This window comes from Trichothermofontia sp., from assembly GCF_053493415.1.
Window position 1 is genome coordinate 20506 of record NZ_JBRCAD010000215.1, and the last position, 20793, is coordinate 41298.

18 protein-coding genes are annotated in these 20793 nt (G+C 54.8%); 4 read left to right on the forward strand and 14 right to left on the reverse strand.

The annotated features are described in order from the left end of the window. Positions 1-137 precede the first annotated feature (137 nt). Positions 138-1331, forward strand: coding sequence for an AI-2E family transporter (locus ACWIUF_RS19155; protein ID WP_448574131.1), 1194 nt, complete (start codon positions 138-140; stop codon positions 1329-1331). Between the two features lie 315 nt (positions 1332-1646). On the opposite strand, the gene ACWIUF_RS19160 is transcribed toward ACWIUF_RS19155, so the two are convergent. The 11 genes from ACWIUF_RS19160 to ACWIUF_RS19210 form a co-directional block, all read right to left on the reverse strand. Continuing rightward, entirely contained in the window at positions 1647-4154 is a 2508-nt protein-coding gene (locus ACWIUF_RS19160; RefSeq protein ID WP_448574132.1) for a glycogen/starch/alpha-glucan phosphorylase, read from the reverse strand. 412 nt (positions 4155-4566) lie between these two features. After that, positions 4567-6288, reverse strand: a complete 1722-nt coding sequence (locus tag ACWIUF_RS19165) for an L-lactate permease (protein WP_448574133.1) — start codon at positions 6286-6288, stop codon at positions 4567-4569. Positions 6289-6427: 139 nt separating this feature from the next. Further along, on the reverse strand, positions 6428-7207 hold the full coding sequence (locus ACWIUF_RS19170) for a calcium-binding protein (RefSeq protein WP_448574134.1): 780 nt from the start codon (positions 7205-7207) through the stop codon (positions 6428-6430). 161 nt (positions 7208-7368) lie between these two features. Further along, entirely contained in the window at positions 7369-8355 is a 987-nt protein-coding gene (locus ACWIUF_RS19175) for a homocysteine S-methyltransferase family protein (RefSeq protein WP_448574135.1), read from the reverse strand. Positions 8356-8529: 174 nt separating this feature from the next. Beyond that, positions 8530-9198: a GNAT family N-acetyltransferase gene (locus tag ACWIUF_RS19180; RefSeq protein WP_448574136.1), complete on the reverse strand. Its 669-nt coding sequence runs from the start codon at positions 9196-9198 to the stop codon at positions 8530-8532. Between the two features lie 142 nt (positions 9199-9340). Beyond that, complete coding sequence (locus tag ACWIUF_RS19185) at positions 9341-9865, reverse strand: DUF4242 domain-containing protein (RefSeq protein WP_448574137.1); 525 nt, start codon at positions 9863-9865, stop codon at positions 9341-9343. Positions 9866-10189: 324 nt separating this feature from the next. Beyond that, positions 10190-10513: a hypothetical protein gene (locus ACWIUF_RS19190; RefSeq protein WP_448574138.1), complete on the reverse strand. Its 324-nt coding sequence runs from the start codon at positions 10511-10513 to the stop codon at positions 10190-10192. Positions 10514-10536: 23 nt separating this feature from the next. Continuing rightward, the gene (locus tag ACWIUF_RS19195; RefSeq protein WP_448574139.1) at positions 10537-11142 is read right to left on the reverse strand and encodes a hypothetical protein; all 606 of its coding nucleotides are present in this window, start codon (positions 11140-11142) and stop codon (positions 10537-10539) included. Positions 11143-11173: 31 nt separating this feature from the next. Next, positions 11174-12841, reverse strand: a complete 1668-nt coding sequence (locus tag ACWIUF_RS19200; RefSeq protein WP_448574140.1) for a protein kinase domain-containing protein — start codon at positions 12839-12841, stop codon at positions 11174-11176. Between the two features lie 121 nt (positions 12842-12962). Then, entirely contained in the window at positions 12963-14684 is a 1722-nt protein-coding gene (locus tag ACWIUF_RS19205; RefSeq protein WP_448574141.1) for a hypothetical protein, read from the reverse strand. 205 nt (positions 14685-14889) lie between these two features. Further along, complete coding sequence (locus ACWIUF_RS19210) at positions 14890-15945, reverse strand: ABC transporter ATP-binding protein (protein WP_448574142.1); 1056 nt, start codon at positions 15943-15945, stop codon at positions 14890-14892. Positions 15946-16467: 522 nt separating this feature from the next. Between ACWIUF_RS19210 and ACWIUF_RS19215 the strand changes: the two genes are divergently transcribed. Then, on the forward strand, positions 16468-17226 hold the full coding sequence (locus tag ACWIUF_RS19215) for a gamma-glutamylcyclotransferase family protein (protein ID WP_448574143.1): 759 nt from the start codon (positions 16468-16470) through the stop codon (positions 17224-17226). Positions 17227-17421: 195 nt separating this feature from the next. Here the strand turns inward: ACWIUF_RS19215 and ACWIUF_RS19220 are convergent, their stop codons facing one another. Together ACWIUF_RS19220 and ACWIUF_RS19225 are read right to left on the reverse strand one after the other, a co-directional pair. After that, the gene (locus tag ACWIUF_RS19220) at positions 17422-17742 is read right to left on the reverse strand and encodes a DUF2973 domain-containing protein (RefSeq protein WP_448574144.1); all 321 of its coding nucleotides are present in this window, start codon (positions 17740-17742) and stop codon (positions 17422-17424) included. A 160-nt stretch (positions 17743-17902) separates the two neighbouring features. After that, on the reverse strand, positions 17903-18238 hold the full coding sequence (locus ACWIUF_RS19225; protein ID WP_448574145.1) for a DUF2605 domain-containing protein: 336 nt from the start codon (positions 18236-18238) through the stop codon (positions 17903-17905). A 225-nt stretch (positions 18239-18463) separates the two neighbouring features. On the opposite strand from ACWIUF_RS19225, the gene thrS reads away from it, so the two are divergent. Together thrS and ACWIUF_RS19235 are read left to right on the forward strand one after the other, a co-directional pair. Next, positions 18464-20290, forward strand: coding sequence for a threonine--tRNA ligase (gene thrS / locus ACWIUF_RS19230; protein ID WP_448574146.1), 1827 nt, complete (start codon positions 18464-18466; stop codon positions 20288-20290). 148 nt (positions 20291-20438) lie between these two features. Continuing rightward, the gene (locus ACWIUF_RS19235) at positions 20439-20537 is read left to right on the forward strand and encodes a PEP-CTERM sorting domain-containing protein (protein ID WP_448574148.1); all 99 of its coding nucleotides are present in this window, start codon (positions 20439-20441) and stop codon (positions 20535-20537) included. A gap of 72 nt (positions 20538-20609) precedes the next feature. Here ACWIUF_RS19235 and tatA read toward each other — a convergent pair whose 3' ends face one another. After that, positions 20610-20783, reverse strand: coding sequence for a twin-arginine translocase TatA/TatE family subunit (tatA, locus tag ACWIUF_RS19240; RefSeq protein WP_448574149.1), 174 nt, complete (start codon positions 20781-20783; stop codon positions 20610-20612). Positions 20784-20793: the final 10 nt, after the last annotated feature.

Below are 20793 nucleotides of genomic sequence, written 5' to 3' on the forward strand. Positions count from 1 at the left end.
ATGATACGCTACGGTATACGATCCATCCCCTGTCGAGGCGGGTTTCAGGCCAAGGCTCGCCAGACCTGAGCACCCTGGTAAACCTGCTGCCAAGCAGCCATTGGATCGTGATTCCCAGGGGATGAGGAGTTAAACCGGTGAGACTGATTGACTGGGTGGGCCTAATTTTTCTGGGGATTGCCCTCATCATCCTGTGGCAGTTCCGACAGATTTTGTTGCTAATCTTTACCGCTGTGGTGTTGGCTACTGCCCTCAATAGCCTCGTGCGCTGGATTACTAACCGCTTTCAGCTTCAGCGAGGTAAAGCGGTCCTTGTGGCCATGCTGATCGTGTTGTTGGCGACCGTCTTATTTGTCGGCTTGGTGATGCCCCCCTTCATCCAGCAATTCCAACAACTGCTGCAGCTTGTTCCGGTGGGCTTTACCCGGTTCTCCGTCTGGCTCGATCGCCTGCTCAAGGACCCCCCCGACTGGATCTTGCAACAAAATCTCCAACTGCCCCGGCTCGGTGACCTTTCCCAACAGACCTGGGCCTTGGGCAAGGAACTCTTTGGTAACCTGTTTACCTTCCTCAATAACTCCCTGGGAGTTTTGCTGCAACTGCTGTTGGTGCTCGTACTCACGATTATGATCCTGGCCGATCCCTTGGCCTATCGGCGTTTAGCTGTGCGGCTGATGCCTTCCTTCTACCGGCGGCGCACCGACGAGATCATGAGCCGTTGTGAAATCGCCCTCTTAAGTTGGTTAGGGGGGGTGTCGTTCAATTCCATCTTTGTGGCCACCCTGTGCGCGATCGGCCTCCTGGTACTACAGGTGCGCTTTGTGTTTGCCCATGCTCTGCTGGCGGGGGTGTTTAACTTTGTCCCCAATATTGGTCCGACGGTCAGTGGGGTGTTTCCGGTTGCCGTCGCCTTGCTGGACTCGCCGGGTAAAGCCCTCGCCGTTGTCATCCTGTATGTGGTGGTGCAAAACCTGGAAAGCTACTGGTTTAGCCCGATGGTGATGCAGAAGCAGGTTTCCCTGTTGCCAGCGGCCACCTTGATCGCCCAAATCTTTTTCGCTACCTTTTTTGGCCTCCTGGGGCTGATCTTGGCCCTTCCCCTAGCGGTCGTGGTCAAAATCTGGGTGGAGGAAGCTTTCATTAAGGATTTTTTGGACTACTGGTCGGGCAGTTTACCCTCCGAGCATGCCCGCGCCGCCCGCGAGCCGGATGCCGTCACCGGATTACCTGCCACGCCTGCCGCGATCCCGGAGCCCTCCTTGCCGTCTGCCCATGAATCGATGCTAGACGAGACTAGCTCCGGCGATCGCTCCCAGCAGGAAACCCCTTAAGGGAATCCCCATAAAATCAATACCCCGGCGTCACCTGCCAAACCGGAGTCATGGCCCAGCTTTAGGGGAGGTAGGAGTGGGGTGAATAAGAATAGGGCGGGGCGGTAACCGTGTCTAGCATAACAGGATGCCCAAAACCACCTTCCCTGGCGTCAAATTGGCCTTAAAGCAGAGAGCAGTCAATCAGGCTGTCCCTACAGCCGTTCCCTTCCTAATGAAGTACTGTCAAGCCTTGTAAACAAGGGGCTTAAGCCCCTTGTTGATCACCGCCTTGGCAATGGCCTAATGGGCGTGACGACCGCTATAAAACATCTTCTAAAACAAGCTTTTCTCCAGCGCCACCTTCACCGGACTCACCTTCCAGATCTCACGACAGTAATCACTAATCGAACGATCGGATGAGAACTTGCCCATCCGCGCTGAATTGAGGATTGACATCCGCGTCCAATGTTCCCGATCGCGGTAGGCTTCGCTCACCCGCTCCTGGCAATCCACATAGAACCGATAGTCCGCCAGCAACAGATAGGTATCCCAGTTCAATAACGACTCCAATAGAGGTTGGAAGAGGTTGCGATCACCCCGCGAGAACTCACCCGACGCAATGCGATCGATCACCTCCTTCAGCTCCCAATCGCTGTGGTAGTAGTGCCAGGGATCGTACCCACTGCCGCGTAGGGCATAGACATCCTGGGCGGTAAGACCAAATAGGAAGAAGTTTTCCGCCCCGACTTCCTCCCGGATTTCGACGTTGGCCCCATCCAAGGTCCCGATCGTCAGGGCACCATTAAGGGCGAATTTCATATTCCCAGTCCCGGAGGCTTCCTTCCCTGCCGTCGAAATTTGCTCGGACAAATCCGCCGCCGGGTAAACCCGCTGGGCAAACTTGACACTGTAGTTTTCCAGGAACACCACCTTCAGGCGATCGCGCACATCCGGGTCATTATTCACCACCTCACCGATCGACGTAATCAGCTTAATGATCAACTTGGCAATGAAATAACCGGGAGCCGCCTTGCCGCCAAAGATGAAGGTGCGGGGGGTGATGTCGATGTTGGGATTGCGCTTAATCCGGTTATAGAGCGTGACAATGTGCATCGCATTCAGGTGTTGGCGCTTGTATTCGTGAAACCGCTTGGCCTGAATATCAAAAATCGAATAGGGATCGACGGTGATGCCATTATGTTGCTTAATGTAGGCAGCCAATTCCTCCTTAATCGCGTGTTTGGTTTTCCACCACTCCTCCCGGAAACTGGCATCCTCCACATAGGGTTCCAGTTGCTTGAGATCATCTAGCTTACGCACCCAATTGTCGCCAATTTTGCTGGTAATCAACTTGGACAGGCGGGGATTACTCAACAACACGAACCGGCGGGGCGTCACACCATTGGTCTTGTTCTGGAACTTCTCCGGATACATTTCGTAGAAGTCGCGCAGCACATCCTGCTTGAGCAACTCGGTATGCAACGCGGCCACGCCGTTAATCGCATGACTCCCCACACAAGCCAAGTGGGCCATCCGCACCCGGCGACCATTGTTCTCATCGATCAACGACATACGGGCAAGGCGATCGTTGTCGTGGGGGAACTTGGCGCGGATCGCATCCAGGAAGTGGTGATTAATCTCGTAGATAATCTCCAAGTGCCGGGGTAGCATTTGCTCAAACATGGCCAGATCCCAGCATTCCAAAGCTTCAGGTAAGAGGGTGTGATTGGTATACGCAAAACTATTTTGGGTAATCTGCCATGCATGATCCCAGGGGATGCCCCGCTCGTCCACCAGCAGCCGCATGAGTTCCGCCACGGCGATCGATGGGTGGGTATCATTGAGTTGGATCGTGAACTTCTTGGCGAAATCAGTAATGGGGACCTGTTGCTGTTCGAGAATGCGCAGCATATCCTGGAGCGAACAGGAGACAAAGAAAATCTGCTGCGCCAGCCGCAACTGCTTGCCCTGAGACAGGTTGTCGTTGGGATAAAGCACCTTGGACAGGTTTTCCGACGTTACCTTGTCGTAGACGGCGCCCAGGTAGTCCCCAGAGTTAAAGGCTTCAAAGTCAAAGGATTCCGGGGCCTCCGCTGACCAGAGCCGCAGGGTATTGCAATTATTGGTCTTATAGCCCAGGAGTGGCGTATCGTAGGGCACGCCCTTCACAACTTCGTAGGGCACCCATCGCACCCGCCGTTGGCCGTGTTCATCGGTATAGGTTTCCGTGTGGCCCCCCAGTTTCACTTCGACCGCCCATTCCGGACGGGCCAGTTCCCACGGGTTGCCCCGGCTGAGCCATTTGTCGGTGATTTCCACCTGCCAGCCATCGCGAATGCCTTGGGAGAAGATCCCAAATTCGTAGCGGATGCCGTAGCCGATCGCCGGAATTTCCAAGGTGGCGAGGGAGTCGAGGAAACAGGCAGCGAGCCGACCAAGGCCCCCATTGCCCAGACCCGGTTCATCTTCCTGTTCCAGCAGTTCGTCCAGATCCAGGCCCAATTCTTCAACGGCCTGCTTCACTTCATCGTAGATGCCCAGATTGATCAGGTTATTCCCCAGTTGCGGCCCCATCAAAAACTCTGCTGAGAGGTAGGCTACCGTTCGGGAAGCGTTGTCGGTATAGGTGGCGGCAGTGCTGAGCCAGCGCTGCAACAGGCGATCGCGCACAGTATAGGCGAGGGCCATGTAGTAGTCATTTTTCGAGGCCAGCCGGGGGAACTTCCCCTGAATGTAAAACAGATTATCGAGAAAGGCTCGCTTGAGCGTTTCAATACTTAACCCTGTCCGGTCATCTTCCACCCGGATGTCTGCCAGTGCAGGATTACGAGCAATTTGCATAGTACCGTTTCCCTTGTGCAATCTCAAACCAAATAACTTCTTCATGACGACTCTTCCCTCTATACGGTTACCCCACGGTGTCCCTTGGGTGTGGCCCCAGACAGGTTAAGTCGCCGCAGACATAACCGTGGCGGTTAAACAAGAGCGACCACTGCTCTCCAGATGAGTATCGCCTATCCTCCCCGATACCCTAGTGGGCAAATATCGCCATCAAACCATTCAAACGTCGGGAAATCAAAGGGTTGATAGCGATCGCTACAGTTTTGTTTTTTTATAAGGAATTTGCGAAAAAACTTTATGTTTGCCCCGTTGGCCAATCCTACCGCTGCGACCGTTTCCAGGCACCCAGCATTGGCGGGGACTGTCTGACAGCAGCCAGGCTATGTTAGCGGCTTTTGTCGCATGGCAGCCTCTAGAGAACCGAGGGGGAGGCGGCTGACGACAGCAGCCAGAAGGCAATCCCCATGCCCAGGCTACCCGCCAACATCCCATAGGCCAGCGTGGGCAGGAGGACCCGGCGTAGCAATCGCCCTTCGCATCCAGCCAACCCGACACTGGCCTCCGCCGCCACCATCGTTACGCTATTGATGCTATTGCCAGCGGCGGCCCCGGCACATTGCAACCCCAGGATCATGGCGGGGGAAAAGCCCCCTTGGGTGGCCACACCAAATTGGACGAGGGCAAACATCATATTGCTCACGGTCACGCTGCCGCCAACAAAGGTACCCAGTAGCCCCAGCCAGGGGGCAAACCAGGGCCACAGATCACCCACCAGGGTTGTCAAACCCGCCGCTAGGGTCAGAGGCATACTGGCCAGATCCGCCCCATTGGTACCCGTATTGATAAACACCCGCGCGGTGAGGATCGCCCCCCCTAGGGCGAGGGCGGTTTTACGGAGGATGGGCACGACCTCCGCGATCGCCCGTTGCATGGCCTTCGGGGGTATCCGGTGGAGGTAAACCGTCAAAGCCACCACGACCAGAAAGATCGTGGGGGGGAGAAACAGGGGTTGGGTGGTGACCGTCAGGTCGGTTCCCAGGATATTCGACCAGGTGAGGGTAACACTTTGGAGCCAATGGCGCAGGGGTAGAAACCGCAGACGCGTGAGCAGCAGGCCGAATCCCAGGAGACCATAGGGTAACCAGGCGCGTTGGGCTGATAAGGGCGGTGGCGCGATCGTTGCTGGAGCCGCCGGAGAGCTTAGGGGGGAGGCTTGCCAAGCGTCCGGCCATTGGGCGGGCGGCGGAAAGTCCCAGCGCGTGGGGGGCAGCAACCAACCGCGACGGGCAACGGGGATCACCAAGCTCAACCCCACAATCCCGCCAATCAAGGTGGGAAATTCGGGACCTAGCCAGAGGGCCGTTAAGGTATAGGGCACGGTAAACGCCGCCCCGGCAAAGAGGGCAAATTTCCAAGCGGATAGTCCCGCGATCGCCGATCGCCACGGGCTTTGCGCCCGGTCACCAAACTGGGCTGTCACCACCCCAATCAGCATCAGGGGCACCAGCGTTCCGACCAAACCATTAAACAGACCGGCCCACTGGCCCACGATCGCCAAGGCTTCCGCCTGGGTGAGTCCCTGGGTTTGTAGTAATTGCTGGACGGCGGGAACATCGGCCAACCCCAGATCAATCCCAATCAGGATCGGGGTGCCGACGGCCCCAAAACTGGCGGGGGTACTCTGAATCAGTAACAGGGTGATCACAGCGGCCAGGGCCGGAAACCCGATCGCCACCAACAGGGGCGCTGTAATCACAGCGGGGGAGCCAAACCCAGCCGCCCCCTCAATGAAACTGCCAAACAACCAGGCAATAATAATCATCTGCACCCGGCGATCGCGGGAGATATCCAGCAAACTTTGGCGAATGGCGGCGATCGCCCCGGACACCTGCAACGTATTCAGCAGCAAAATGGCCCCAAACACGATATACAAAATCTCTGCCGTAGCGACGATCCCCTTCAAACTCGCAGCGGCAACCCACGCCCAAGGGACTCGCCACACCCCCAGCGCGATGCCAACCGTGACCAGATAGGTGATCGGCATGACTTGATTGGCCGGACGCTTGGCCACAACCAAAAGACTAAAGACGGTCGCGATCGGCAACAACGCGACTAGGGCATAGAGCAAGCGCATACGGAAGGAGATGGGATCAGGACTACGGCATCCTGAAGATCAACACCGACCCTACTGTACAGCCCCCCAGTCAGCTTTACCGAGTGTCTAAATACCAAACGCCAACGCCAAGCCAGCCCCGATCTGCCGAGGTCACTACTCACAATAGGTCACTACTCACAAACTGCAATGCCTCAGGTGCAACTTCCTTCACGATCCCCAAGAGGTTGCCCGTCTCAGCGATCTGGATAATGGTGGCGGCGAAGGTGGTGACTCGGAAGTCAAGGGTGCGGGGGGCATTGGGTGGATAGGGACCATCCGTGGCGTAATCCCGCGCATCGCCGACGGTGAGGAAGCGCTGGGTCAAGATCAGATCAGCGGCGGTGAGGCCCCCGGTGAGGCCAATGCGATCGCCCTCCTCGACTCGATAATCCATAATGATGTCGGCGGGTACCTCATCGACACGGGCAAAGATAGCGCCGTTGAGGATCAGATCGGGAGTGCCCAGAATTTGCGGCGGGGCAGCGGTATCGTGGCGCAGGACAAACACATCGGCTCCAACGCCGCCCCAGAGGCTATCCACATCCAGATCGCCGATGAGGGTGTCGTCACCGTCATCCCCGACGATCGCATCTCGGTCTTTTCCCCCCCGCAGGAGGTCGTCGCCTTTACCCCCAAACAGGTAATCAGGATCGAATCCCCCTAGGAGCGTATCATTGCCGTCATTGCCATAGAGGACATCAAAGCCAGCCTCGCCGTAGAGGACATCGTTGCCAGAACCGCCCTCTAGTTTGTCGTAACCTTCACGACCATAGAGCCAGTCATCTCCGCCTAGACCACTCAAGGTATCGGCCAGATTGGTCCCTATTAAGATGTCATCACCGGGAGTCCCTTCGAGGGTGATACCGGAGTCATGGGGGGCGATCGTGAGGCTGTCCATAACACATGCAGGGTTGAGTACAGTGCTATTGTGGCATTCAAGCCCAAGCATTGTCCTCCCAATCTGGGGTTGCAGGTGCTCACTGCTGACACCAGTGGGGCCAGAAACCTGGCCCCTGCCCCTGCTTGGTCACCTCGGGGAAAAAAGGCCCGCCGCCGCTGTTAGGCGGAGGGAACCAATGTCGTTGGGGTCAGGTGCGCCCAGGCAACTGGCAAACAGGCTTGGCAGATGGCTGCAATGTGACGATGATCGGTGCCACAACAGCCGCCTAATACGTTGATATGGGGTAAACGGCTGAGCAAATGGCGATATTGATGACCCAATTCTTCGGGATTCCCGTCATCGAGAGTTTCTGATTCATTTAATTCGGCATGGCTTTTCTGCGATGCGTTGGCACGAATTCCCCGAATACGGGTTAACCACGGTTCGTTGTTAGCCAGAGCCGCAGCAAAATGGGTTGGGTGGGCGCAGTTGAGCATGTAATAGGCTGGAGCCTGATCGGTCGCTTCGTCAATTTGGACGATCACGTCCTTCAAGCTTTGTCCGGTCGGTAAGTTACCATCGGTTTCCACCGTTAAGGAAATCACCACAGGCATCTCCAGGGCTTGGGCGGCCCGGGCAATCCCGATCGCTTCTTCGGCATAGTTCATCGTGATGGCAGTGACCAGGTCTGCATCGGCATCGCGGAAGGCGGCAATCTGGGGGCGGTGATAGTTGGCGGCTTCCTCGGCGGTCATGGCATTATCGGCAATATAGCCATCGCCACGGGGACCTAGGCAACCACTGATCACTATTGGCGTTTGTTCGGTTTCGGTGTCTCGGCGTAGATCATGGAGAAGGGCGATCGCCCGCCGATTCATCTCCGTTAGGGCGGTGCTGGAATACCCTAGCCGTGTACCCCAGTCGGGATTGGCTCGCCAAGTAGCACTTTCCAAAATAAAGCCAACCTGGTGGTGTTGAGCGATCTTGATATAGGTGTGAAAATAGCGCTCGATCGTGCGATACCCCGCTTCACTCTTCAGCAAATTAAAGGCAGCAAAATCTGGCAAGTCGAGTCCTTCATGGAAAATGAGAGTTGTTTCCATGCCACCATCGGTGAGGAAAAGCTGATTAGATAGCTGGGGCAAATGGTGACGATACTTAGCCATTGTCGTTCTCCAGTTTTGATGAAAAATGATGGGATGACTACAGCCGTTCCCTCCCTAATGAAATACGGTCAAGCCTTGTGAACAAGGGGTTTAAGCCCCTTGCCTGTACCTCACCAAGTATGGAAGGGCTGTATCTGAAATGCGAAGCTCAATTGAGAAACTGCGATCGTGCATTCATTGTGGATGGCGCAACATGGGGAAAATAGTTGGCGAGTGGCCAGCCTGAATCGTACCGATCACCTCAAAGCCGTGTCGTTGATAAAAGGATACGGTCCCCAGATGAGAAGCTTCGAGATAGGCGGGCAGTTGATCGCGATCGCAGTGATTCAGAATGTATCGCATCAACGCCGAACCATAGCCTTGTCCCTGTTGTGTCGGTTCAATTCCAATCAGGGGTAAATACCAATGGGGGGACTTGGGGTGGTAGGCATCCATTTGCTCAAATACGTCAAACACATCGGTCTGTTCCGACTCGAACACACTGCGTTGAATTAGCTCGATGACTCCCTCAACATCGGGTTCAACCCCAGGGGCAAACCACAGTGCGGCTCCTGAGTAGCCATCAATGCAGTAGGCGGTTTCTTGAGTAAATGCTTGGCCGCCAAATGCCTGTACAAATTGGGGGAAATAGGCCAGATATTGATGGGGATCAGGATACAGCCAACGAACTGCTGGATCGCCACTAAAGGCTAAAACCATTGTGGCAATGACATATTTTTGTTCACTGCTTCTTGCCGTTCTAACCGGGGGAGTGATGTGTGCGATCGCGGGTGGGGAGTACGGTTGTTGCGTAACCGCCGAGTGGCTGGGGGTGGGGTAGCGCTTGACAGGTGTGGTGACCATTAGTTCCTCCGATACCGTTGCTGGTTTTTACATCTGAACTAACGGTAACGAGGGCCGCGATCCTAAACCGTTCTCAAAACGATCCGCGATCGTTCCCAGGCTGACTCTAGGCTGTATTACGGTTGACGGGTAATCTGGGGAGTTATGGCCTGATCATCAGGGCCGACCAGATCCGATCGAAAGGCACACCAATACGGTGTTGGACTTCTCGAATGGACTCAGTATCGGGGGCATTTAATTCGCAAATTAAACGGGTACGATCGCGTGACAGGTAGGACTGAATCCACTCAATCCCCCGTTCGGCATAGCAACTCAACGTTTTATGACTGAGTGCCACTAATTCCGTCTCCCCGATCGGTGCATAGGTCCCTTCCATGACCTTGAGCAGGTTGGCTTGAGGTTGGGGTTGCCGGCCTTCTGGGGTAAGCCATTCACCATGCCAGATCCGACTAAAGAATCCGCCCCCTTTACGATAGGATTCCCGCACGGATTCCGCATCCGGTGCTTCAAAGGTACAAATCATGCGCAGGCGATCGCTCGACAGCAGGGAATACCGCCAAGTCGCATTCCGTTCCGCTAAACACCCCAACACCCTCAGATCCGTATCGGTGGGATTTTCCGGTGTTAGCGGTATTGTTGCCAGAGTTTCTACAACCACGATCGCCATACAGTTACCCTGAATCAGGTTGTTAATTGACGGACATTCACGTTTGGGCAGCCGGTCGATAACACACAGGGTATCGTGAAAAGCGGCGGGCTGGGTCTGGCTACAGCTTGCATCAGAATCGGAGACGATGCCTGCTCTGACAATGGGCGGCAAGGATGGGGACTTGAGGAGGGGTGAGAGATCACACGGATGCAAGGACAACAGATGTTGGCGGTAGGGCAGCAATTGGCCTGGGTGGTCGATCGCTGGGTTCCAGAGTGCCAAGGATGCAAGTATTTTGCTTGGGGAGCAGCCAGGTTATCCTCACCAACCGCGTATTTAGAACTAGCGAATGGCCATAAACTCTACCTGGGGCACGAGGGGATCACGCACGATACCAACGCCCGCAAAGCCCCAGCGATCGATCAGCGACCGAAGCTGAAGCGAGGAAATCCCCTCCACCCCAAAGCGATCGCGCAAATCTGGTGCATGGACGCTGACATAACTCAAGGCCTCAAAGTGCTCCTGGAACAGTAACAAAAAGCTGGCCAAGGTTGGCGGGGGCAAGTCCTCCTTCGTCATTGCCTCGGGGGCTGAACTTTCTAGGCGAGCCGTTAAATAACGGCCATCCTGCTGCGATCGCAGGACATAATACGTGGTCAGTTGCATAGCCATCCTCAAGCATTCAGCAGTTAGCGCATCACCCCCATCGTATTGCGCCAAGAGAGTTCCTTACACAGCATTTCCAGTGCCCGCTGTTCCGATCCCTGGAATAATTGGCGATCGGCCAAATCATCCAAGACCTGTTGGGTCAAATGGGTCGCAAAACTACCGCCATACCGTAATAACAGGCTGTAGTAACAAAATTGGGGTTGCCGGTTTGCATTCAAGTGAAACTGGTGAATTTCTGCCGCCGTCATCCGGACAACAGGCGTATTGACAGGCACCACCATGTGGGGAATTCCGTGCTGGCCATAGGGCTGATCGGCTTGCGTCACCAGCGTACCGATGAGAACCACCCCCAGCAACGTTCGCGTTTCCTGAATTAAATCCGGCGTGAACAAGGGATCAGGCTCACTGGATAACCGTGGCCCCATATTTAAGAACATGGGATTAAACAGTTGGGAGTTATAAACAATGCCAACCGCCCAATGGCGACCCTCCCGATCTTCAAACTTCACAAATGAACCAAAGCCATAGTCCTCGGGTTGGGGTGGCTCGGCAACGCCAAAGCTATCGTCAACTTCTACTAAATAATCACAATGGGAATTAGATTTGACGACTTTCCCCAACCGCATTGACTTCCTCCATAACCCCTTGCCGCCAGCTTTAATGGATACAATCGGCAATTCGTTCTAGTAGAATCTTACCACCGCGTGAGGTGCCCGTATAGAGACTACAGAAAAAAGGCAAACATCCCGCCGGAACGCGGACTAATAACTCATCAGAGGGAATATTGTGCACATTGGCAACGACTTCATCTCGTGATAGCCAATAATATTCGCGAATATCTCCCCGCAGGGCTGCTCCAATCTGCTTTTCAACCCGGTGTAACCAACCAATCGCTTCACCAAAGTCACACCAGCACTCTATCCCGCTGCGGGAGGCTACACTAAACTGCTGCCAAATTTTCTGTTGGACGCTGAAGCCAAAATGGCCCTGGCTGTAGGTTACCCACAGGCGATCGAGGGTTTGCAAATCTGTGCAAGGGAAGGCCGCTAAATCATCAAAAGTTAGGTATTCCCCCCGATCGTGGCCCATCACACGTAACATCACCGCGTGGGTTTGGCTATCCGCCGTCAGCCAGTCTCCCGCTGCCAGGGATTGTTCCAAAGGTTGATAGTCTACCCCTGCTGTTGCCGCCAGCGTGTCTGTGAGTGCTAGGGGGGCAGCGGGGGGGCGAGGGGTAGCCAGAATGCTTGTCGGGATGAGAGGTTTGGGAACAACGGGTGGCTCCGGACGGTGGGATGGGGTGGGGGGCGTCAACCATTGGGATATCGGGGTGTCCTTGGCCGCCGGGGCGATCCGTTGGGGTGGCGTGTGGGAAGACCGGGCACGATCGCCCACGGGTGGCAGCGGACGATCACGCGGCGGGCTAGCGGATGGCGAGGCCGTGAGCAACTGTAAGTGGCGTAGGACCTCAGTCGCGGTTTGATAGCGGCAGCGCAGGGGGCGGGCCACCAGCTTGTCGAGAATCCGACCGAGGCCAGGGTTGATGGGATGGGAAAGATAATCGCGCCAAACCCAGCGATCGTCAGCGAAGGAAAACAGATCAAACGGCTCAACCAGGGTGAGCAGGTGCAGACACGTCACCCCCAAGCTATACAAATCACTGGCAAACGTGGCTTTTCCCCCCACCTGCTCCGGCGCGGCATAGGCGGCACTCCCAATGACGGTACCGGTTTGGGCTAATGTCAACGGTGTGGCATATTTAGCAGCACCAAAATCAACTAGGACATAGCTATCGGTGGCCGATCGCCAAATAATATTATCCGGCTTAATATCGCGGTGAATAACCTGACGATCGTGCAGGAATTGCAATACGGGCAGCAGGGCGTTGAGGACATCGAGAATGCGGCTTTGGTCAAAGGCATCACCCGTCGCGATCAGGGCGGCTAGGGTTTCCCCTTCGATAAACTCCTGAACCAGATAGTGTTGATCACTGACCACAAAATAGGCCAATAGGTCCGGGATTTGGGGATGATGCCCTAGGGCTTCCAATTGCTGGGCTTCTTGCCGGAAAAAGGCGATAGCTTTTGAGCGACTATCGGGGTTGGGACTACGGGGAAAAAATTGTTTAATGACGCACAGCGGTTGGGAGGGCTTATCCATATCCACCGCCAATAGGGTGCGGCCAAAACCGCCCTGGCCAATCACCCGCATTGCCCGATAGCGCGATCGCAGGAGGAGCGGGCTACCACAGGTCCGACAGACCTGGGCATCCTCGGCATCGGCGTTTTCGGGACATTGGCAACTAGGATTCAGACAATAACTCATGTGCCAGCCGTTATGTAAATTATCCGGCTACTTTGAGTATAAGGAGTCCGCGTATAATGTGTATAAAGAGATGCGCCTGAATCCGGGCCAATCCTCTCCCCCCGATCGTCGCCTTCAGGGCTTAGCGTGCCAGAGGCTTACCCACCGGGGTTGGGGTTAACAGAGCCTTGGAGGCAGACTCGCCCAGCCGGGAGAGTTGACGGGTAAACTGAAGATTCAGGAGGACGATCGCCAGCCCATGACTGAGGCCCGCGAAGCCCAGGGTCCCTCCCAGGATATTTTCAGCCGCTACCCAGGGGAAGGCGGTGAACAGCCAGAAGGGGGCACCGGCATAGGAACTGGGGAGTATGCCCAAAAATCCCAAGATAATCGGTGGCATCGTAATAGCCAGGACAATGAGGCTGGCGGCCCAAACAGTACGACGGGGCGAAGCCGAAAGCAGGCAGAGTTGGACGATCGCGGCATAGATCAGCAAGATACTCAAGGCAAATGCGGTGCCTAGCAGGGCTGCTCCTTGAGTCTTGGGGGCATCCGTGGCAAAGGTGAACCCAATCCAGGGCAATTGCACGATTGCGAAGATCATGACATTGACGGCGATCGCCAGAAAAGCAGGGCTTTTCTCACCCCAGATGAATTCCTTAAGCCACTGACGCAACCAAGCCGGGCGATCGGAACGCCGGATATACCGATACCGCGCCCACTCGATCAAGGACGATCGCTGGGGAGTTAGGGCCGCGATCAGGAATAATCCCAGTATGAGATTCAAGATCAACATATAAATCCAGGCCATCTCCGTTCGATAACGATTGGCCTCGATACTTTCCTGTAAAATAAATCCTAACATGATCAATTGCAAAATAGCGGTCAACGCATAACTTTGCGCCTTCGTTAAAATCGTTGTATTCACTGCGCGAAAACGTCGCCTTAAGACGCGCCACACCCAAATTGTACCAATCCCATACAAGACCAGAGTGAATAGGGTAATTCCAATCGTCGTTAAGCCGATCGGTAGATAGAACCAGGTTAGATCGGATAATTGAAAATTATTTCCGTAGGGCAGCATTCCACTACTTTCGATGCCAGGAATTAAGGTGGTTGGGAAAAGAATTCGAGGCCAAGCCGCGAAGTTATTAATTTCAGCACCTCCCGTATTCATGAGCGTATAGCTGAACAAAGCCATAGATAACGTTCCACTGCCCAGCCAAGCCTGCAAACTCCCTAGCCAAGTGGTTACTAACCCAAATAACAGAGATAAACTGAAGAAAAATAAACAACTGCCAGCGACAATACTGTAATAGCAAATCAGAATGATGGGAGATAAACCAGCGGCCAGCCCCGCATAGATCGATAGGGGTATCGTTAATAGGAGCATTAAATAAAATAATACTGGTACGCCCAATAGCTTTCCCCACAGGATCGTTTCAGCCGACTGGGGACTCAGGCGAATAAAATTCAGGGTGCCTAGTCGTTCCTCCTTCGATAAATCATGGATGATGAGATAGCTACCACTGACCAATAGGATGCAAAGCGAAGCAATACTGATCAAAATAAATAAATCTTGCCACCACAGGGGCCAGTTGATAAGAAAAGACCGATCCGCACCGATCAGGCAATTTGGAGCGGAGTAGGGATAATTGCGCGATCCGGTACAATAGACATTTTGAACATTAACAAACTTATGGATCGAAGGCAATCGCCCCAGTTGAAATAAAAACAATAGGAGTTGGCCGAACAGGGAAAGGCTGATCGCGATCGCCAAATTGCGCAGATTTAAGCGCCCCTTGAGTTCGCGTAGTAGTTGGGGATTCCAGTTGCCAAGACGATCAAAATAAACCGCAAACATTAGGCATAACCTCTAGCTAGGAAGTAAATTTTAGGTCGATATTCCCGTGGGGTAGGCATCTTGCCTACCAGTGTCGAAACACAAATTGCCAACTTAAACCTCCCGTGGAGTCGGCTCCCACCTGCTAGTGTCAAAATAGTATTTTGAATGTTGAATTTCATCCAGCCACTGCTGCACAACTAGAATACTGATCCCCCCAGGGGCCTCAAGAAGCCTGCTTGTGGCCGAGTTTCAGGAAAATTGCTTCCAGATCCTCCTGCTCCAGGCGAAACTCCGCGATCGGCAAGCCCGCCTCAACCAACTGACGGAGGAGCGCAGCCGCAGCAGCGGGTCCCCCAGTAAAGTGGACCTGGACAGTCGTTACCGTTTGCCCCGCCGCGACTGATTCCGCTGCTCCCCCCCTGAGAAATCGCGACGCTGTATCCGGTAACGGTGCGATCGTGGCTACCGCCGCGTGGTTGCGCAGTTCCGATTGGAGTGCGTCGAGACTCCCCAGACTGGCAATAATCAATCGTTGCTGGCTCCATCGCTGATAAAGCTCAGCCAAGGGCGCACTTTCCACTAAAAAGCCGAATTCCATAACCCCGATCGTCGTACATAACTCAGCTAAATCGCTGAGGACATGGGACGAAATTAAAATTGTCATCCCAGCTTCCCGCAGGGCCTTGATTAAATCCCGGAAGTGCAGACGGGCGATCGGGTCTAGACCCGATACTGGCTCATCCAACAGCAAGAGCAACGGCTGGTGAATAATTGTGCGGGCCAGACTGAGGCGTTGACGCATCCCACGGGAGAGGGTTGTAATCTGACTATGGCGTTTGCCCGTCAACTGGACCAGTTCCAAAACTTCGTGCAGCCGTTGGTTCCGACGGGGTTGCTGTAAATCATAGAGACGGGCAAAGTAGTCGAGATAGTCCCAAACCGTGAGATCGTCATACAGGGGATAGTCATCCGGCAAGTACCCAATCCGTCGCTTCAGCGCCAGGTTATGCTCATCCTGTTCTAGGCGCTGTCCAAAGATATGGATTTCCCCCAGGGTCGGGGTTTCTGCCGTCGCCAGTAGCCGAATGAGGGTTGTCTTCCCCGCGCCGTTGGGGCCAATCAAGCCATACACCTCACCCGCACTCACCGTGAGATCAATGTCGCTGACGGCTCGGTAGCGATGGGTCTGGGGAGTTCCCCGGTGAAGGCTCCGGGTTGGGGTGGGTGCATCAAACTCCTTGGTTAGGCCCTGGGTTTGAATCGCCAATTCTTGGATCATGGGGGTTACGAGGCAATGGGATGACAGGGGCAAGTATGCCAACGATCGATACACCATACACCCCCCAACAACCGTTCCATTGTTCTCTGGGGAGCGCTTTGATTCAGTCTAGCCCTGGGCTTTGGTATACTTCATCAGCTTTAGGATAGATTCCGGCCAGCATGATTCGCTACCCGCAGTGGGACCGACAAACACGTAGGACACTCTCCTGCCAAAGGGGATTAGCCGACAACCGCGATCGCTCTACAGCACTTCCATAATTTGGTGAGGGACAAACAAAGGGCTTAAGTCCCTTGTCTACAAGGCTTGACAGTACTTCATGAGCGGGGAAACGGCTGTATTCCTCCTCGCACACGCGATCAAGGGTAGCGTGTCCAATGTTAAGTAATGGATTCATCCTAGACGTGGTGAAGTCCTAGGGTTTCATATTCCAGGCTGCCATATACTAAAAGCCTAATACTAAAGCCTAGCGTTACAAGAGATTCTAGACTTGCTTTTTTGTCCTAGCGATTGCCCAAAACTGTGATTTTTAAGCCTGACTTACGCCTATTGCTAACCTTGGGGTGGCTCATCTATCCCTGGCCGATCGCTGCCCAACCCGCGTTGCTGCCCGACGCAGCGCTTGCCCCTCGCGCCGATCACTGTCGTCCCAGCATTGATCCGCGCCAACCGCAATACATTGTTGGCTATGGCAGTTTGATGGCAACCGCATCGAAGGAGCAAACGGCCCCAACAGCAGGGGAAAACTTACCCATTATGGTGACCGGCTTTGAACGGGGTTGGTTTATTCGGGGTTCCAGCTACAGCCCCACCACCTATCTCGGTGCGATGGCGAACCCGCGTGCCCAAATGAATGCGGTAATCTACCGGTTACCCCTAGCGTCAGAGTTAGCAGCAACGGATCGGCGTGAGAGTGGGTATTGTCGGGTGCTGGTTGATGCACGACAAATCGAAATGCTCGATCGCTCGGTAACGCCACAGGGGCAAATTTGGATGTATACCGTGCAGCCAGATAAGGCCATTGCCCCCAATGCCGATTTCCCGATCGTGCAAAGTTATGTCGATATCATGCTGGGGGGGTGTTTAGAAATTGAGAAAAATTTTGCGATCGAGCAATTTGCAGAAATGTGTGTGACCACGACCACGGGCTGGTCGCAGCACTGGGTAAACGATCGTATCTATCCCCGGCGTCCGTTTATTCACCAACCGCGATCGCGCGAAATCGATCAGCTACTGGAAGCCACGATTCCTGAACTATTGAAGTCCCGAAAAATTGAGTAGACCCAACAACACCGCTGGCTAGCCTTAGAGGGTGTTTGAAAAGTCCAGAAATCAGTCGTTTTGGCGACTTCAATCGCCACTACAAACGCCAAGCAACCCTTAGGACAGCCAAACGTCAGGGTTTGTAGTCGCGGTTTTAACCGCGCTCCCCCTTTTAAAACAGCCTCTTATGTGAATCGGCTGGCCCAACGCCCCTTACTCGTCTTCGCGGGTATCGTTGCGGGCATCAGGAGAACTGTTGTAAAGAGCATCTAGGCGTTCGCGGGCATCTTCCACCGACAGCGATCGCATCACCAACAGCGGCTCATTCACCACACGACCCGATTCGTCCAGCAGTTCCGGGTGGGGCGTGGGTTGCATTTGCCGGTTGGCCCCCCCGCCCGCGAAAGGATAGCCCAGGTGGGAATGGGTGCGACGAACTTCCGCCACGTTCAGGGTTAATAGATTGCGGAACAGGTTCACGATCGCGATCAAGGCCAACACAGTAAATGCCAGGATGTAAATGAGGTGTAGCATGACTTTCTCCCTTTCAGGCCAGTTGGCCCTGCGCCATTGAGAACTTAGAGTGGTATTCCAGTCTTAATAAAAAGCTTATCTAGAAAACTGACAAAAATCTGAGGATCGTGGTGGATGCTGGGTAGGCCAGTCCCCGGCGGCTTCTCCATCGCCCATTGCCCTAGGCTTCGGCGGGGGAATTGGCCGCCCGCTCTGCCCGCAAGCGAGTTGAAACCCGCCAACATTCCATCAATAGTTGATGCCAGGGCACTAGGACCGCCATTTCCACCCCCACGGTTCCCTGCGTCACAAGGAATAGGGACTTGGCCGTACTGACCTCCTGCTGGGCTTGCTTGACACGATCGAGTAGATCAGCTTGGGCCGCCGCTTCCAGAAAAGGAATATTCTCGCTTTCCAGTAAAGCCCGCGATCGGGCAAACCAGTCCTGGAAATCATTTAAAAGTGGCTCTAAAACGTTTTTCAACAGATCAGGGTCAGGGAGGCCAGATTTAAACATGATGATCTTATCGGGTCTAGACTCAAGGGTTGAGGTGTTTGGGCGGGTGTAAAGATCCCTATGCTAAGCTTAACGCAATTTACATTTTGTAACATTCTATGTGGGTGTAGATCCAGGGCACTAACCCTGAGCGGGACTGGGCTAGGGGGCAGGCGCGATCGTCGAAAGCGCTATACCATAGAGGCATTAAGGCCCAGTTTGTGAGTATTTTTTACCCGCGAGTCCATGTCTAGTTCAGAATCCCTGTCCCCAGTTGAGCCGTTGGCCGATGAGCAACCTGTCAAGGTACACTTACCCCGCACCAGCGAGTCGGAAACCCTGAAGAAGATTCGCCATACCACTTCCCACGTCATGGCGATGGCGGTGCAGAAGCTCTTCCCTAAGGCCCAAGTGACGATCGGCCCCTGGACTGAGACAGGCTTTTACTATGACTTTGACACGCCCGAACCCTTCAGCGAAGCGGATCTCAAGGCGATCAAAAAGGAAATGGAGCGGATCATCAAGAAAAAGCTGCCGGTGCTCCGGGAAGAGGTGACCCGGGCGGAAGCGCAACGGCGCATTGAAGCGATCGGGGAACCCTACAAACTTGAAATCCTGGACAGCATTCAGGAACCGATTACGATCTACCACCTGGGTGAAGAATGGTGGGATCTGTGTGCCGGTCCCCATGTGGAGAGTACCGCTGATTTGAACCCGAAGGCGATCGCCCTGGAATCCGTGGCAGGGGCCTACTGGCGTGGGGATGAAACCAAGGCCCAATTGCAGCGCATCTATGGCACCGCCTGGGAAACGCCGGAACAATTGGCCGAATACCAACGCCGTAAACAAGAAGCCCTGCGCCGTGATCACCGCAAATTAGGCCGCGAGTTGGGGCTGTTTATCTTTGCCGATCAGGTGGGACCGGGCTTGCCCCTGTGGACCCCTAAGGGGACGGTGCTGCGATCGACCCTGGAGGACTTCCTCAAGCAGGAGCAGATCAAGCGCGGTTACCTACCCGTCGTTACCCCCCACGTCGGTCGGGTAGAACTGTTCAAAACCTCTGGCCACTGGCAGAAGTATCGCGATGACCTGTTCCCGATGATGGGGGCCGATGAAGATGAGGGCTTTGTCCTCAAAGCGATGAACTGCCCCTTCCATGTGCAAATTTACAAATCCAGCCTGCGCTCCTACCGGGAATTGCCACTGCGCTTGGCGGAGTTTGGCACGGTCTATCGCTATGAGCAGTCGGGGGAACTGGGGGGCCTGACGCGGGTGCGCGGCTTTACCCAGGATGATGCCCACCTGTTTGTGACCCCGGAGCAGTTAGAGGATGAGTTCCTCAAGGTGGTAGATCTGATCCAGTCGGTGTTCAGCGCCCTGCATCTGACGAATTTCAAGGCCCGCCTCAGTTTCCGTGATCCGGATTCAGATAAATATATCGGCAGTGATGAAGCCTGGAACAAGGCCGAAAATGCTATCCGCCATGCCGTGCAAACCCTGGAGATGGACCACTTTGAGGGAATTGGGGAAGCCGCTTTCTATGGTCCCAAGCTAGATTTCATGGTGCAGGATGCCCTGGAACGGGAGTGGCAACTGGGGACGGTCCAGGTGGACTACAACCTGCCGGAACGCTTTGACCTGGAATACGTGGCCGAAGATGGGTCGCGCCAACGGCCCGTGATGATCCACCGGGCACCCTTTGGTTCGTTGGAACGCCTGATCGGGATTCTGATCGAGGAATATGCGGGGGATTTCCCCCTCTGGTTAGCGCCGCTGCAAATCCGGTTGTTGCCGGTGACGGATGAGCAATTGGCGTTCTGCCACGCGGTCGGCGATCGCTTCCGGGCAGCCGGGATTCGCGCTGAGGTCGATACCAGTGGGGAACGCCTAGGCAAGATGATCCGCAAGGCGGAAAAGGAAAAGGTGCCGGTGATGGCGGTCGTCGGGGCCAAGGAACGGGAAGCCAATGCCCTGAGTATTCGGACCCGGGCAGCCGGTGAATTGGGCGCGTTACCCGTGGATGAGGTGGGCGATCGCCTGCAAGCTGCGATTCGCGATCGGGGTGTGTTCTAGCGATTGATTTGCCTAAACAGGTGTTTGCCAACCAAGAGCGATTCCCCTTGCCCTAGAAGTGACGCTGCTTGGTGAGGGCAATGTCTAAGACACCCTGTGCTCCAAGAATCCCCGCGCCTTTAGGCCGGGGAGTTGTCAAGTAACGGGTTTGGCCTCTGCTGTACCAGAACCCACCACAATCCTTGGTATGCTCACAGCCACAGGGCTAGGCGCTATTATCAAGCGTCGGCAGTTAAAGCGGGTGTAGCCTAGGAAGAAATCTGCTGGGTCACGGCCCTACAAACCTGGCCATCCCTGACTCTAGGCGACGCCCACCCCCCTAAAGGCGATCGTCCTCTTCTTCCTCTGGCAGCGCGGGCTTATTCAACTCCTCCTTAAACCCGCGCAGGGTTTTACCCAGGGCGGCTCCGAACTCTGGGATCTTCTTCGGGCCGAAAATCAGGAGTGCGACTACGCCAATAATGACAATTTCTGGCCAACCCAAGCCAAACATAGGCAACCTC